Consider the following 15675-nt stretch of genomic DNA (forward strand, 5'->3'; position numbering starts at 1 on the left):
GCTCGCGCTCACCCGCCAACGTCTACAGGGCGGGCCCCAAACTCACGCACATTGATCATGACGAAACGCTCCTCCCCGGGCCCAAGAGAGGCGCCCATACGGGACCGATTCCCACGACCGAAGCCAGTCGGCGCTGGCCAGAGCTGGTGTGGCGACGGAGAGGGTCAGGCTGAGCGCTGTGGCGGCGGTGGCGACCAGGCGGGTGCAGGTGTTCGTCATGCGGCGTACTCCTTGATAGGCGGGACGAGGTTGGCGGATCAGAGGTTGAGCGGCATGCAGGGCTCGCCAAACCAGCGCTCGAACTTCAGGAACCACCGCTGGCGAGACCCCAGATCGGCGGTGCCCTTGGTCGGGCTCGTCCAGGTCGGGAAGGCCGGGCTGTCCGATCGCCGGCAAGGAAACCGTCGATTCCCATAACGTCACTTCCTTCGTAAATCAGGCGCCCTACAGGCGAGCGGTGCCGCGGCTAGGTCTGCGGTGCAGTCACGGGGTTGGTCAGATGACCCGGATCTGATGCCTGGCCAGCCAGGCGTTGACCTCGATGAGGTGGGCTATGACGCTGCGTCCGCCGTATGCGTGCTCGGGCGCGCGGGTGAGCAACGGTCGAATCTGGGCAGGATCAAGAAGCGGCTGCAGGGGCTGCGAGGAGTCGGAAAGAAGCCCGAGCATTCGTTCGCGCTGGACTGTTCGCCATCCGGGCAGCCCCGTCGCGGTCGGGAAGACACGGCCAGGTAGCCAGGTCAGACCGGCGGGCAGCAGGTCGGAGATCGCATGCCTGAGCAGACCTAGTCGCATACCTCGCAGGTGACGGATTGGATCTGGAAAGCGGAGCGTGTGCTGAGTGAGTAGCCAGTCGGCGAGCGGGTTGTGCACGCTCATTCCTATGGCCGTGGCGAGCTCGTCCCATCGACGCACCTGGGCGGGCAGGCGGTGACTCAGATTCAAGTACGCATCGCGGTGCCACGCACGTTGCGCCTCAGAGACCCCCTTTGCCGCGGGGATGGCGGAGATCGCATCCTCGAAGCGCTGTTTTGTGTAGGCCGTGGGCAGCATGTGCATCCGTGCCTCGGCCGACAACAGAGCAACCGGTCCAGCGTCGTAGCCCAGCCAGGGAACGTCCGTGACGGCGGTTTTGAGGCTGGGCACCCAACCGAAGACGGCGTCGGCACCGACGCCGGTCACGACGCTCGAGCCAGTTACGGTTGCTGCGCTGAGAAGCCCGAACACGGCTGCGTCGCGGGCAGGTTCACCAGGAAGATCGAGAATTCGGCGAGTCGCCGTGGCGAGGTCGAGCAGATCGCTCTTGTCGGCCTTGATCAGCCGATGATCGAGAGCCAGGTGCTGTGCTACCCGGCCAGCAGCAGTGACATCCGTACCGGCGCCGGGCGGCAGTCCCCATGGCCCGGCCAAGGCCATGGTGTACGCAGTAGGCCGCTGCTCGGCGGAGGGATGTGGAGTGGCGAGAGCAGCTGCCGATGCCGAAGCGACGCCGCCGGAGAGAAGCACGGCGCCGACCGGATCGGTGCGCAGTGCGGCGGTGGCCTCGGCTAGGGTGCGCCGCACAACGGCGGCTGCCTCGACCTCGTTGATGCTGCTCTCGGGCGCCTCAGCCTGCCACTGCCAGTACCGATGAGTGCGGATGCGGCCGGGAACGGTTTGTGTGATGTGGCCGGGCAGCACTTCATGCATGCCATTCACGACCGCGTGTCCCGGGGTTCGAGCCGGACCGAGTACGAGCAGCTCGTTAAGTCCGTCGCTGGTGATGGCCGGTTCGACGTTCGGGTGGGCCAGCAGACCGCGGCTTTTGGTCGCGAAGGCCATGCTCCCGTCGCGCAGCGGATAGTAGAACCACGTCTTGACGCCGAGCGGATCGCGCACCAGGAGCAGTTGACGGCGCAGATGGTCCCAGATCGCTATGGCGTAGACCCCATCGATCTGCTCGACCAGGAACTGACCCCATCGGCGATACGCATGCAGCACCAAGTCGGCGTCGCTCGCGTGCGTACGCCGTTGTCCCAGTCGGTTGAGCAGGACTTCCCGGTTGGACAGCCGGCCTTCGATTGCCACCACGATGTCGGGGTCGGGGCGTTCAGGATGCCGCCAGTCCGCGTATCCGGTCTGTGGGCCCTGACAGCAGAACCCGGCGTCACGGCCAAGCCGAACGGTCATCGGGCTAGGTGGAACCGGTCCAGCAGCCGTGGTCATCGCGGTGAAGATGGGGGTCTCGTCGCGCAGATCCGTGGGACCGTTGACCCAACCGGAGATCGCCATAAGAGGTCCTCGAGTGGTTCAGGCCCCGGCCCCGGCTGCGGGCCGGGCCTGGGGACGAGGCGGAGCGGCCGGGCGCCACATCGACCACAACTGCGGGCCTGCCGCGGGTCGGAAGGACTCGGCAACCTGGTAGCCACTCGTGATCAGGAGGTCGCGAAGGGCGGGGTTGTCCGCTGTCGCGCTTGTGGGCGTGGCTGCGGAGTCGAGCTGGCGGTGTCGGTAAGCCAGCAGTTCGGCGATGCCGGCTGGGTTGGTGCCGGCCAGAACAATCAGGCGCATGTGGCTGGTGGCCGGTCGATGCCGGAGAAGGAGGTAGTGGTACCCGAGCAACATGATGGCGTGCTTGCCGCAGGACGAGCTCAGCCGCAGAAGGAAGCTGCCAGGCTCCAGGTCTGGGCCGGGCTCAATCCAGGCCAGGGCGGCGCTACGGTCGGCAAGCATGTCGATGCAGCCGTGTTGCAGCGCCCGTTCCAACAGCAGCTGGAACCATGCGTCGAGGACCGCAATACGCCGCTGGGAGTCCGGTACGAGCCACCGTGAGGTAGGAGTGTCCGCCGCCGTCCTGGCGGCCAACGCGGCCAGGACGGGCACATCCGCACGGCCAGCGGTCTTCACCGCTGAGGTCCCGGTCGGATTTAACCCGCATTGGTGGGCGGACTCTGAGGCAGAGGGAAAGGTCACGGTCGCCGTAACCCGCCGTTCGCAGCAACGTAGCTGGTCCGGCCTTCGAAAGCCTGCGCGACTCCCGCTCTGGAGTGCTGGCGTACCAGCGAGCGAGCCCACGGGTGGCTCGCGATGCTGGCCTCGTTTAAAGTGCTGTGAGTCTTGGTCACGCCATCGACTCTTGGCCAATGGCAGTCAGCTCGGTAGCTGGCTTCAGTGGTCCGATGTGGTCCACGAGGCTGGATGGGCACAGGGGAACCGGCTCCTACCAGGGCCGCACCGTTCGGCTGTGATGCTGGGGGTCAGCAGAACAAATGAGTGTGTTGCTGCGGCAGGTGCTGCCGCCCGAGGCGGGGAGAAGGCTTCCTGCGCCGGCACGAGAAGCCCTCGTACAGCTGGGCGTGGCTTGCAACACGGCCGCTGCCGCGGTCAACCGAGCATCCTTGTTCGAGGATGAGGCCATAGCCAACGCCCAGCACCTGGAAGCCACAGGGGGCAACGCACCAGCAATCGCGGTCGTCGACGACCTCGCCGCCATCGCCGACCAGTTCCACGAGCACACGCTGATCGCTCTCGCCCGAGCAGCTACCCCCTACGCCGTTTATGCGTCCCACGTCGCAACCCAGGTTGCCGCGTGCAAGCCCGCTCCCCCACCCGGTTCGGAGGTCATCAAACCCTCCGACGTGATCACAGCAGCCGGTCTTTACCTACCGCTTGTGGAGTTCAGCACCGAGCACGGTGACGCGCGGGTGGTCACGGACCAAAATGCCGCGATCAGGCGCTCCCACCGAGACCTCGACGACGTCATCACATTTCAGCTCCAGGGCCATGACGTCTCGCTCTTCGACGAGCTCCGCCTGCCAGACACTCGGGAAAGCACGATCGGCATCCCGGACGCCTTCCCCTTCGCCCTCTACGACTATGCAGCCACTCTGACGTGGGCAGTCGGAGTATTCACCGGCGTCGAAGAAGTATGACGCGGCCCTGATCAGGACGGAGCTCGACGGCCGCGCCAGACAAAGTCCGGGGTGGAGACAAGACCGAGTGCTGAAACCGCGATACCCAAGGCAGCCGCAGCCAGATGGCGGTCGTACTGACTCGGAACCTTATGGCCGGCTTCCCACTCTGAGATGCGTCGCAGGACGGACGGCAGCGTGTCGATCCCCACGTGTTCCCTTGCGGTATCGCACATACGCTGCGCCAATTCGGTTTGGGACCACCCCCGCGCCATCCGGGCTCGGCGAAGGCGACGGGCAACGCCCATCGCAGACTCCGAAGGCTCGTCGGGGTCGGCCGGCTCCATCCTCGACCTGCCCTCCTCATAGCTCCCCGCGCAGGTGATGCCACCGCTGCGGAGCCGGTGACTCGCCTATGCAGCACCTCGGCGGGCAGGGTGCGGCCGTTCTCGGCCCGAATTCATCCGCGCCGCGGCCGCACCCAGCCCCGCGTTGCCCGAAGTCCAGGCGTTAACTGGGTGGCCGTTGCCAACCCCCCGAATGACTAATCAGTTGACAACGACGCTGAGCATACGCAGGGCCACGCGGAAGCTGTCAACTGACTTCATAGAAGTCCTCGTATATGCTCTCAGTCAGCAAACAGTCCCGCCGAGAGGATCGCGAAGTGCAGCGCAAGGACGGCGATCCTCGGCTCGCCAGCCTGCAGAGCCGACTCAACTACCTGTTCGAGAGCGTGCGCCCTGCCGGCAAGCCGCGATATTCGGTACGCGAGGTTTCCGAGGCCATCAGGCACGACCAGGGCTTCGAGATCTCAGGCGCCTACATCAATCAACTTTGCACCGGCAAGAAGGACAACCCAGGCGTCCAGCAGGTCAGGGCGCTCGCCAAGTTCTTCGGCGTACCCGCGGGGTTTCTTTTCGGAGACGGCGACTTGGACGCCACCGCCGGCCAGATAGAACTCCTGAGGAGCGCTATCGAGGCCAAAGAGGAGTTCCAGCAGCTGGACGAGGCGATGAATGATCCGAGTGTCCGGCTCGTCGCCATGAAGGCGCGCAATCTCTCACCGAGCCATCTTGGGTTCGTCTCCGCCGTCCTGGACGAGGTACGGCGACTAGAGGGCTTGGGCGAGCGGGATGATCCAGCCTCCCCGTGACGGCCGTGGCCGCAGCTTCGAGCACCACTTCGCCTCGCCGGCCAGTGCTGGGCGACTACTCAATACGTGTCAAGCACGCCCTCACGACGGCGGGGGCCTTGCAGGGGATGCCGCTGTGGAAGCCAGACCGGTCAGACGCTACGAACAGCGACTCCGAGAGCTCGCGATTACCATCCCGACACCCTTCGACGCACGCGCCTTCTGTGCGCACGTTGCCGAGCAACGAGGTCGGCCGATCACGGTGATCATGATGGACACAAGCGAAGTCTCGGCCCCGTGCGGGCTGTGGCTGTCGACGAATAAGGCCGACTACGTCGTCGTCGACAGCACCGCTCCACCCGTGCTGCGCGACCACATCCTGCTTCACGAAACTGCTCACATCATCTGCAATCACAAGGGCTTGCTTCAGGTGGACGCGAAGCTGATGGGACTGGACATCATCGATCCGGCCGTGGTCGAACGGGTCCTCGGCAGGAACAGCGGTTACGCGAAGCGATACGGCACCGCGGAGGAGCGCGAGGCCGAAGGTCTCGCGAGCGTCATCACTGAGTTTGCCGCCCGCCGCTCGCCAGTCCCCCGGCCCACCAAACCGGGCAATGACACTGCCGCCGTTCTTGATCGATTCAGTTCTGCCCTGGCCGGCGACAGGCGCTGGTTATGACCCAGTACGACTATTTGATCGCTGGCCTCATCGCGTTCGTAGCGCTGTACTTCAAGCTCCGCCAACTTCGGCGCGACCCGCACAACCCCGCCCTACGTGCAATCTGCGGGATTTTGGCGGGCCTCGGCGCCTGTGTCATCGTCGGCTGGGAGCCGATGTACGTCGCCGTCGACCAGGCCGCCGGAATTCCCAACCTTGCTCGCTACCTCGAGCACGCATTCTCCCTGGTCGCCGCAGCGTCCGCCCAGAGTCTCTTCCTGTTTCTGGGTGATCCGGACAAGGCGCCCCGACGTGCGAAAGTCCGCTGGATCAGCCTCGGTGTCGCGGTCCTTGCCATGGGAGTGATCTTCAGCCTGGGCTCGTTCAGCGAAGAGGCGCCTAAGGACTTCGCGGCGCGCTACGCGACGACCCCCGCACTGTCGCAGTACATGCTCGCCTTCCTGGCGTTTCTCGCTCTGACCATGACCGACATCTTGCGCATGTCCGCGCGTTACGGCCGCCAGCTGCCGGCGTCGCTTCTCAGGTTCGGGATCCGTCTGCTGGTGGCCGGATCGGTCATTGGCCTTCTGTACGTGGTACATAAGGCGACGTTCATCATCTGCGCACAGTTCGACGTGGCGTTTCCATGGGCTGAGGGGCCTGCGTCCCAGGCCATGTTGCTCATCGGCATCGCCCTCGTGGCGGGTGGACTAGTCATCCCAGCCGCGGGCTCCTATCTGGTCGATGCCTGGCACTGGCCACGCCGCTACCGGCTCTACCGCGACATGCATCCGCTCTGGGAAGGCATTCACGGGGTCGTTCAGGACCTCAGCCTGCACCCTCCACGCCGGTGGCCAGGCATTCGGCTAATGAGCATCGCGCTGTATCGCCGCGTCATCGAGATCCGCGACGGCCTCAGCGAACTCAGCTCCTACCTCGACCCGGTCGTCGTCTCCGAAGCCAACAGCCTGACCTCGGGACAAGAAATGCCCGATCGGGAAGCACGCGCGGTTGCCGAGGCGGCGGGAATCGCCGTAATGCTCGATTACTACATGGCCACCTCGCCCGAAACCCGAACGCCCCTATCTCGTAAAGGCAGGAACAGTGACATCGGAGACGCCGGAGAAGACCTCGACGCCGACGCCGAGTGGCTCGCCGCAGTCTCCCGCGCGTACGCCGCTTCCCCGATCGTCGACAAGCTCCGCCGCACCCGCCGGCCGGCCGAACTCTGACGAGAAACCCAAGCCGGCCGATCGAGTTGCGCGCCTGGTCACAGAGGTGTTCTCGCCGGGGATCCTGGTCGCAGCACTTCTGCTCTTCGTCGCTTGGCACGCATCAGACACGGTCGCCCAAGCGGTCACCTACGGCCTGATCGCTGCGGCGGCCGCGAGCTTTCTACCGGTCTTCTACATCATCCGAGGCGTGCGACAGGGCCGATGGACCGACAAGCACGTTGTGGTCCACTCCCAGCGCCGGCTCCCGCTGCTGATCATCCTTGTGTCAACCGTCGCCGGGACCGCCGCGCTCGCTCTTTCCGGCGCACCTCGAGAGCTGCTGGCGCTCATCGCCTCCATGGTCGCGTCCCTGATCGTGGCCATCCCGATCACCGTCTTCGCGCACTGGGGAATCTCCATCCACGCCCTAGTGGCTGCCGGCACCGTCGCCGCCCTTACCGTTGTCCTCGGCCCATTGGCGACGATCGGGTGGTTGGTTGTTGTGACGGTGTGCTGGGCACGGGTGCGGCTCGGCGAACACACCGCCGGGCACGTCTTGGCAGGCGCCACGGTCGGAGCGCTTGCGATGAGTGCGCTCTTCCCGTTACTGAGCTCTAGCTAGTGTCTGAGCAATCTTCAACGGTGCGAGACACTGGTCCAATCACAGGAATCGACTGGCGCGCGTAGGGGTGGCCGACTTATTTGCGGCAGATCAGTGCGCTGCAGTTCCACGGCCTGGAACACCAGCCAGTTAGTTCTGCGTCGCTCTGGTAAAAGGAAATATTCGGTTCAACGGGCATCAGTCTTCGGCGAAGTTGCGGGCGATCAAAGTCTTTTTCGGCTTCCGTTGCCAAGGCAACCGCCGTCGCTTCGGAACGTCTAGGAACTCGTTCGGCGGCTCTAGCTTGACCTCCTTGTCGAAGTTCTTAACCGCCGCGAACTCGTCGTCCGTCATGTCGGCTTTGATGACCAGGGGGATATTGGCCGAGACCTCATGGCCAGTGCCCAACGTGACAACCGGCAGCATGAGCATCTGCGCGACCCCGTGGTCTCGCATGACGCCGTTGAGGAAGACTCGCATCTCCGTCCGCTCGTGAATGAGGATCGCTTCGTCGCCGGGCTCGAGCCGCTTCGGAAGTACGTCGCCCCATCGACTCGCGGCACGTTGGGGCTCGAACTGGAGGATGGGGGTCAAGTACTCGCAACGACGGATCGACACGGCGGTCTTGCCCCGGTTCTGCACAAAGATAGCATTCACTGGCTGCTTGGAGACATCGCGCGGGTGCGGTGCGCCCTTCCTGGGGCGTGAGATCTTCTCATTCGTCGGCTGGATCTTGTCGACGTGCATATTGCGTCGGTTGCCGTTCGGGAAGTTCGCGATCAACTGGTCCTGTTGATCATATATCTCGCCGGTAGCGAGCTGAACTGCGATCATCGGGCCATCGGGTTTACGTGCTCGCAGCCACGAGAGGATCGTCCACACCAAGCCCGAAGCCGCGATCATCGCCGTAATGATCGCAAAAAAGATCTGCCCCTTCGACATGACCACAATGTAGAGGGTTCGAGCACTCCTTGCGACGGCCGGTATAGCGATCGGATCAAGCCGACCACTTTGGAAGGGCGACTTCGCCAGTCGATCCTCGCAAACGCTCCTTTGGTCGGGCGCCGCCGGACGCGTCGCCCTGTTCCTGCGTACCCACGTTCCGCGCCTGGGACCTGATGCAAGATTGGGACCTACTCGCTCCAGATCGGCAGAAACTCATGCCGCCGCACCGAGCGTGGAAGATTGCCTTCTCGACGAGGCAAGCCAAAGCAGCCGGCCCGGTGCCGGGGTCGAGGAAGACGAACCGGGCGATCAAGACCCTACAGACTCACTTGCCCGGCAGGGCGACCACCGGCATCTGCCCGCAGAGACTCCCAGTTGGTGATCGCGGCGGTCGCAGTGTCTAGCCTCCCTCATTCGGGTAGGCGATGCGTTGTCGGCGGCAGATGCGTGACCGCCGCATGCCTGCGGGACAATCGTCCGACTCCGAAATGGTTACTATGTCTAACTGCAATAGCTTCCCTGTTGCTCCCCATCTGAAATGCTCCTACTCAGGCGAAGCTCGGCTGAAGCCGGAGGTTTGGTTGACAGAAGCACTAAATTGAAAACGACGCGGGAGCCATATGTTACAAGGGATATTGCTTCGCCAACATTCACGACTGTTAGCTCACATGATGTGCCAGACGAGTATATATTCATGACCGAGTAGTCGGCATATACGCTTGAGATGCCGACTCTAAGATCGCCCTGAAAGAATTCGCCGGAGCGCCCGATAGAGACGGTCTTGGTCAGCGGCTTATCGTCGATCCGAGCCGCTGGGGAAGTTGTGCTGAAACTGCTCGGCTGAACTGAATGAACCGATGTCTCCGCCGACTTGGGCGCTGTTGTCGGGCTGACCGGTGGGCTAAAATCGGGTGCTGAGCTGGTCGACGGCTTGTCATCGCCCGGCGAGGGGAGGAGCGCAAACGGAATGCCGATGACTAGCATCAGCACGCCTAATGCGCCTATGATCTTACGAAATCTCTTCACCAGGTATGCTGCGGCACCTAACGCCACTGCGGCGAGGATGAGCAGGCCGGTAGTAGTTCGGCGCCAACCGTCCGGCGCGACCTGCGCAGCGCCGAAGGTAAGTGATAACCCGGTCAGTAGATAGAGAACCCAGCCTGCTTCGAAGAAGCTACCGCGCTGTGTGTCTTGACTGGACGGCACCTCGTGAGGGTATCGGAAGTATCCGCTGCGCGGGGGGTAGCGCCGTAGCCTGGGGCACATGGCCATGACGAAGCCCAAGCGGGGTTAGCGCCAGGGAGCACGGTGTACACATCTCGGCAAATCCGCGCACGACAACACCGACTTAGTTCAAGATCGTTACCCTAGGCGGTCTAGTGTTTCAGCCGCCTGTGGTGTCGCCCATCCCGCCGTAATCCGCCGTCATCTTGCCCGAATAGCGATTACGTCAGCATGTGGAGCCGTCGCGCCTCGCTTCTCGTCACCCTACCTCGATTGACCGCCGCGTCTCCCGAACGTGCCATGACCCTGCCTGCGCTGAGGACCGCCCCATCGTCTTTCGCCACACATAATCGGGATCGACAGACAACCCCAAAGATGTCACCGTGAGGCCCAGCGTCTCCGCCAGGAGGTGCCGGTTGGCTTGGTTCGGCACCTTCCTGCCGGTCTCCCACTTGCTGATCATGCCTTTGAGCGCCTCGACCGTTGCCGTACCGCCATAGTCGACGCCGAGGTCATGCATGCGCCGAGAGAGACTCAGCTGGGACCAACCAAGCGCCATCCGCGCTCGGCGAAGCCGCCGCGGAAAGCCCAATCCCTCAGCTGCTCGCGCAAAATCCGAACTCGCTTCGCTCATCGGCGACCAACTCCCCGTCGTCGGGCCCAGACGGGGCCCGCTAGCACAGCCATCCGCCCAAGGCCTACGCACCGGGGCCATGCCTTGGGTCGCAACGAAGGTGCCACCTTTGCACACGGTGATCAATCAGCACCACACAGTGTGATTGTCCAAAGTGGCAGTTGTGAGATCCGCACCACGGCGATAGACCTCACACCTGTGCACGCGCTCGCCTTCTTGATCAGTAAAGAAACTTGCATTTGTATCGAAACTGACTCCTCACTCATAGATGATCTTTGCTACCTTTGACGCTTCGTTTCGGTCCTAAGCGACATATCACGCTGGGAATCGACGCAGAGGACGCTATGACTGCCAGCCCGCCACCGAAGTACGAGGCCCTGCCGTACGCCGACCCTGGGGTCGAACTCGCCCGCTGCGTTCGTGCCTGGCGAAAGCGCCTCGATCCGGATGAGATTCCTGGTTTCCAGCAGGCGTGGCCAGGCAGCCGCCGGCGCCCCCGCGTCAGCCAGGAACAGGTTGCCGCGCTCATTGGGTACAGCACGCACTGGTACAGCCGCCTCGAGCTCGGCGATCAGCAGAACTATTCCAGCGACTTCCTGCGAAGGGTCGCGCACGTCCTACGGTTGAGTGCTGACGAGATGCGGCTGCTGTTTCTCCTTGCCGGCAAACAGCTACCGACTTCGACTCGTCGCACCACGCCCGATGGACTCGAACCCGTCCTGGATGCGCAGCCGTGGCCGACGTATCTAAGCGACGAAGCGTGGGACCTCGTCGGGCACAACGAACAGATGCGCTCCTGGTTCCCATGGGTCGTGCAGGACGACGCCAACGTAATGCGCTGGGTCTTCACCTACCCCGAAGCCCGCCAGCAGCTCGTGCGGTGGGAAACGGAGTGGGCGCCCCAGATGCTCGCTCAGATGCGCGCCGGCCAGTTGCGCTACCCAGACAATCAGCGCCTGCATAGCGTCATCACGGAGATCCTCGACGTCAACAAGGATGCGCGGGAACTCTGGGAGAAGCCCCTCGCCAAGTTCCACCCTGATGGCGACCGACGCTCGCTGTATCTGCCGCGGCATCGCGAGCCTCATCCGATTCAGGTTGTCGCCCTCGAGCCCTTCCGAGCGCCAGGCCACCGACTGGTAATGCTCGTGCCAAACTCCTTCCAACAAGCTTGAACCTACTGTTGGCGAGACGTCAGCCCTTCCTGGTCGGCAGTGTGCCTGAGCACGGTCAGGATGTCCTCGCTCGGCGTGCCCAGATTCGCGTAGATGGCTGCCACCGAGATGACCAGTCGTTCCCGGTGGCCCCAAGCGGTGAACTCATCGGGAAGGCTGATCCGGGCAGCTGCTTGCCAGTAGGGCAGGCCAGCAGCGTGGAACACGGTCGCCGCTTCCAGGATCAGCTCGAGGTAGCCGCGGAATCCGCGGACCCCGGCCGGGTCGGTGACCGGACCGTGGCCGGGAACGATGCGGTCCGCGCCGGTGCCGAGGATCAGGTCGCACGCGGCGAGCCAGTTCTCGACGGGACCAGTCCAGACGATTGGGTGGTCCCCGACGAACAGGATGTCGCCTGAGTAGACGACGCCGGCGTCGGGCACGTGGACAATGATGTCGCCGCTGGTGTGTGCGGGGCCGACCTCGATCAGTTCGACGGTCCGCTCACCGACCTGGACATCCAGGCGTCCGGAGAACGTTCGTGTCGGCGGTGTGACCCGTACTCCGGAGAAGTCGAAGTGCCCGAAGTGCCGTCGCATGTAGTCACCGAGCGCGGAGTTCGGTGACTGCGGACCGCTGAGCGCGGCCAACTGCGCCGGCTGGACCTCGCCCCGCATGCCGTGTGCGCACGCTTGCGAGCTGATGGTCTCGGCGTCGCCGAACAGTTGATTACCCCAGCTGTGGTCACCGTTGGCGTGCGTGTTGACCACGGTCGTCACCGACACACCGCGGTGCGCGGCGGAGATCGCCGCCTGGAGGCTCTCGGTCATCGGGAGGTCGAACTGGGTGTCGACCAGCAACGCCATCTCAGCCGAAACGACGAGGCCACAGTTGCTGAAACCCCCAGGTGCCGGGCGGCTTCAGATATGCGAACGTGCCGGGGCAGAGCTCGTGCAGACCCTCAGCGTACGGAACGGTCATGCCGGACATCTTCGACCACGTCGACCATCGATACAAAGAGACTAGGTCGGTCCGACCCGACGGTAAAGTGTTCAAGGGCGCTGTTCGACTTTTCAACACCGACCATGCCCTCCCCCACTCGGTGCTCATTCGAAGCCCCGTGGCCTGAGGGCTCGCCGGTAGATGCGAGGAAGACAATCCTCATCGCGCTAGAAGAGCCTTTGTTTGGGCTCCGCCGGAACCGGTACGCCCGGTCTTTTCACGCCGAGGTAGCTTCACCCCCAGCACGGCGCGGCTACAGCGCCTGAGGTTGCGTCTCACTCACACGATAGAGGTAGGCCGAGCGGACAAATTGCCGATCTGAGCTTCCGGTTTCGCCGCATATATGACCATTCAGGATCGTCCGGCGCTCTCTATGGCTGACCTTATTCGCCATGATGGAATTTCCTGATGACGACGGGAAGGGTGGCAAGCAGTGTCAAATAACCGAATATTGATTCGAATGCCCGCCCGTTCGCGGCAATTACTATTAATGCGATCAGTGGCCCATTTTCGAAACCACTCATGCGCATCATTGTGAAAATCGTTACCAACGCATCAGCGGCAGCTGCAAATAAATACCTCAAACAGGCATATCGGCCGGACCCTCATTCCTTGAACCTACAACACCACTCCGGCGGTCGTTCACAATGCCCAAACAACGGAGCCCGCGGCGCTCTCCCAAGTCGCCAGCAGCGCGCAAGCCAGTGGAGGCACCACCAACGCCTTGGGCGCGCTTTGCCAAGAAACACGCCTTTCTGTATGCAGCGGGCCTAACCGCACTCGTCACGGCAGTAGCGACAGCAGTGGTCACTAATGGTCCAAAAACTCTGCAGTCCGCCCTGAGCGGCGACGAACCCAAGGTCAGGGTCGAGGACAACAGCTCTTCACTCACCGACCTCTCGCTGGTATACGCGGATGAAATCGACCGGCCCACCGGCAGGATGAGTGCCGGCCTGCCCCGCGGTGGAGTAAAAGCTGGGCACACCCGAACTAAGATTGTCGTATACAACTCGACCGGCGTCGCGATCCGTATCACTAATCTTCGGGCGCGAATCACGAAACGATCGGCGCCTTTCTCGGGTGCCCTGGTAGCTCGCTCATCGCAGGGCGCGAGCAGTGAACTCATCGGCATAGGGCTCTGGCAGGACCCGCCGGTTGCCCGCACACTCGCCAGCAACACCAAGCTCGGTGGCGAGGCTTTCTTCGCCGTCCAGTCCATTGACATCGGCAAAGAGCAGACCCAAGTTCTCGAGGTAACCGCCATCCCGGATGAACACTATTACGAATACGACATCGACATCAGCTACTACCGCAACGGCGAGGCGAGGACCATGACGGCCCGCGATGAATCGATGCGCGTCTCCGGGTACGCGGCCTCTTACCGCTCGGCGTTCGAGCCGACCGGCGAACGCTACGAACAGATGAGCGCGGAGGAGGTCGAGTCGTGGACGACCAGCCACCAGCTCGACGGCTGAGACCGCAGCGTCGATGGCTACTGCTGCCCGTCATCGTGGTGGTCGTCGCCAGCGCAACCTGGGCGACCAAGCGCATTACTGCAGCCCCGGCGCCCAGCGGCGGCTCTGCCTCGACGAGCCAGGTTGTGCTCAGTGAGCAGGATCTGCGCCGTCTGCTCAGCCAGCCGCCTGCGCCGCTGACGTTCACTGGCTTCGACGAGGAGACCGAGTCGAATGGCGGCGCGTGGCCACCTTCGTGCAGGGGTTCGGACAAAGACGGGAGGGAGATCAATTTATTCTCCGGCAAACTTACCGGGCCGTCGTTCGCCCCAGCGTACCGCGACGGGAACTTAGGTGTCAGCCTGCTTGTTCAGCGGGTGCCGCCCGACTCAATCGCGAAGGTCACTCAGCTCCTCGCCGACCCCGCGCAATGCTCGCCGAAGGAGTACGACCCGAAGAACTTCGACCCGGCCATCCCACAAACTCAGACGTGGGAGACCGAGTTCCCGGCCGACTTCGGCGACGCGGCCCGACTGGTCCGCTCAGTCAATTTCAACCCCGGCGACTCCAACCCGTTGGCCACGCTCGGTCACGCCCAAGTGATCGCAATCTCGGGTGCCTGGATCGTCTCCGCCGTCAGTGAACTCTGGAGATCAACACCGTCCGCTGATCAGTCCGGGGAAGACCTTTTGGAGGAGACGCCCGATCGTCGAGATCCGGACGCCGTACACGCCGCCTTGGCCCTCCCTGAACTGATCCGTATTGTGCTAAAGCCGTTCGATGCCGCGTTGGGAACCACTTTTGCCACGCCGCCGGACGCCGCGAGGCCATGTACTGCTGAGGCGCTCGGCGAGGGCGACCTTCGGAATGCGACCGGACCCGCCATGATGCTCGCCGTTTTGGTCCACGACGCTGCATGCCGCAACGATGCCGGATGGCTTGAATACTACCGAGCACAAAACTACTTCGTTGACGGCGAGCTCCGCACAGGCATCGACGCGCACAACACCGACGGCAAACACGTTCCTGACCTGCCCGCGTTGGCCGAGGCGATCGAAGCCGGACCTATGCAGTCGGCTGGCAAACGATTGGTCTACGCCGCGTCCGGCTGGACGTTCGCCCTAGAACCCCGCTTCACTGGCCTAGCTGGCTATCTCGGCCACAGCACACGATGCGCCACGGCCCAGGTCGGCTCGGACGCAATCTGTGAAGGTGCCCGAAACCGAGGCGTCGTAGGCCTGGACTGGGAACCGCCCGGGATGGCCGAGGGCTGCGACGGCCAACCAGTCGATATCAAACAGCGGCTGTACCTCACCCACCGCTCAACGTCTGTGCCCGATCTCGTCATTCGTGCAACCTGCCGGCCGATATCGACTGGCAACCGCCCCTACGATGTCACTGTGCTGAGCGGGCCACGCAGCATCGGAGACCGCGCCGAGATTCTGAGTCGTCTGGTGACCGAGGAGAACGGCTACATCGTCGGGCCGCTCGAAATCGAAGGCCGTACCCTTTACGTCCCAGTCGACGGGAGGCTCGCAGGGGAGAACCGCTGGGAGCGGGTCACCATAGGTGTCGAATGGAGTGGATCGACATATGAGGTCATAAGCCAGCAGAGCGGGTGACCCTTTAGCCGAGATCCTAGCCTCCGTCTTTCATTAAGCAGCGAGGGTTTGTTGCCGCGGTGAGCTGGCGGCGAGGTTAGTGGCCAGGGCAGGTGGTATCGCCCGGCCGGAGGCCGGGTTGCTCCCTGGGTCCTGGTTGTTG

The 15675-nt window shown here is 63.5% G+C and carries 14 protein-coding genes; 8 read left to right on the forward strand and 6 right to left on the reverse strand.

Features of this window, described 5'->3' with window-relative positions; all coding sequences use genetic code 11:
• Window positions 1–495 precede the first annotated feature (495 nt).
• Entirely contained in the window at window positions 496–2271 is a 1776-nt protein-coding gene (locus tag JIG36_RS51100; RefSeq protein WP_203384220.1) for an asparagine synthetase B family protein, read from the reverse strand.
• Window positions 2272–2289: 18 nt separating this feature from the next.
• The gene (locus tag JIG36_RS53030; RefSeq protein ID WP_236050246.1) at window positions 2290–2886 is read right to left on the reverse strand and encodes a hypothetical protein; all 597 of its coding nucleotides are present in this window, start codon (window positions 2884–2886) and stop codon (window positions 2290–2292) included.
• A 362-nt stretch (window positions 2887–3248) separates the two neighbouring features.
• On the opposite strand from JIG36_RS53030, the gene JIG36_RS51110 reads away from it, so the two are divergent.
• From JIG36_RS51110 to JIG36_RS51130, 5 genes are all read left to right on the forward strand, one after another.
• Window positions 3249–3911, forward strand: a complete 663-nt coding sequence (locus tag JIG36_RS51110; protein WP_203384222.1) for a hypothetical protein — start codon at window positions 3249–3251, stop codon at window positions 3909–3911.
• Between the two features lie 643 nt (window positions 3912–4554).
• Entirely contained in the window at window positions 4555–5043 is a 489-nt protein-coding gene (locus JIG36_RS51115) for an XRE family transcriptional regulator (RefSeq protein ID WP_203384223.1), read from the forward strand.
• 115 nt (window positions 5044–5158) lie between these two features.
• A complete protein-coding gene (locus tag JIG36_RS51120) occupies window positions 5159–5704 on the forward strand; it encodes a hypothetical protein (protein ID WP_203384224.1) in 546 nt (181 codons plus the stop codon).
• On the forward strand, window positions 5701–6915 hold the full coding sequence (locus JIG36_RS51125) for an MAB_1171c family putative transporter (protein WP_203384225.1): 1215 nt from the start codon (window positions 5701–5703) through the stop codon (window positions 6913–6915). Before JIG36_RS51120 ends, JIG36_RS51125 begins: the two co-directional genes overlap by 4 nt.
• A gap of 46 nt (window positions 6916–6961) precedes the next feature.
• Entirely contained in the window at window positions 6962–7519 is a 558-nt protein-coding gene (locus tag JIG36_RS51130) for a phosphoesterase PA-phosphatase (RefSeq protein ID WP_307873262.1), read from the forward strand.
• 177 nt (window positions 7520–7696) lie between these two features.
• On the opposite strand, the gene JIG36_RS51135 is transcribed toward JIG36_RS51130, so the two are convergent.
• The 3 genes from JIG36_RS51135 to JIG36_RS51145 all read right to left on the reverse strand — a co-directional run bounded on the left by JIG36_RS51135 (window position 7697) and on the right by JIG36_RS51145 (window position 10187).
• Window positions 7697–8440, reverse strand: coding sequence for a hypothetical protein (locus tag JIG36_RS51135; protein ID WP_203384226.1), 744 nt, complete (start codon window positions 8438–8440; stop codon window positions 7697–7699).
• Window positions 8441–8944: 504 nt separating this feature from the next.
• Window positions 8945–9649: a hypothetical protein gene (locus JIG36_RS51140; protein WP_203384227.1), complete on the reverse strand. Its 705-nt coding sequence runs from the start codon at window positions 9647–9649 to the stop codon at window positions 8945–8947.
• Between the two features lie 277 nt (window positions 9650–9926).
• Window positions 9927–10187 (reverse strand): helix-turn-helix domain-containing protein, encoded by a 261-nt coding sequence (locus JIG36_RS51145; protein WP_203384228.1) that lies wholly within the window; start codon window positions 10185–10187, stop codon window positions 9927–9929.
• Between the two features lie 458 nt (window positions 10188–10645).
• On the opposite strand from JIG36_RS51145, the gene JIG36_RS51150 reads away from it, so the two are divergent.
• Complete coding sequence (locus JIG36_RS51150) at window positions 10646–11476, forward strand: helix-turn-helix transcriptional regulator (protein WP_203384229.1); 831 nt, start codon at window positions 10646–10648, stop codon at window positions 11474–11476.
• 2 nt (window positions 11477–11478) lie between these two features.
• On the opposite strand, the gene JIG36_RS51155 is transcribed toward JIG36_RS51150, so the two are convergent.
• Window positions 11479–12321, reverse strand: coding sequence for an MBL fold metallo-hydrolase (locus JIG36_RS51155; RefSeq protein ID WP_236050247.1), 843 nt, complete (start codon window positions 12319–12321; stop codon window positions 11479–11481).
• 840 nt (window positions 12322–13161) lie between these two features.
• On the opposite strand from JIG36_RS51155, the gene JIG36_RS51160 reads away from it, so the two are divergent.
• Both JIG36_RS51160 and JIG36_RS51165 read left to right on the forward strand, forming a co-directional pair.
• On the forward strand, window positions 13162–13932 hold the full coding sequence (locus tag JIG36_RS51160; protein WP_203384230.1) for a hypothetical protein: 771 nt from the start codon (window positions 13162–13164) through the stop codon (window positions 13930–13932).
• Window positions 13902–15533 (forward strand): hypothetical protein, encoded by a 1632-nt coding sequence (locus JIG36_RS51165; RefSeq protein ID WP_203384231.1) that lies wholly within the window; start codon window positions 13902–13904, stop codon window positions 15531–15533. The genes JIG36_RS51160 and JIG36_RS51165 overlap by 31 nt, the downstream gene beginning before the upstream one ends.
• Window positions 15534–15675: the final 142 nt, after the last annotated feature.

Origin of the sequence: Paractinoplanes ovalisporus (assembly GCF_016834655.1) — a bacterium.
Taxonomy (GTDB): Bacteria; Actinomycetota; Actinomycetes; order Mycobacteriales; family Micromonosporaceae; genus Actinoplanes; species Actinoplanes ovalisporus.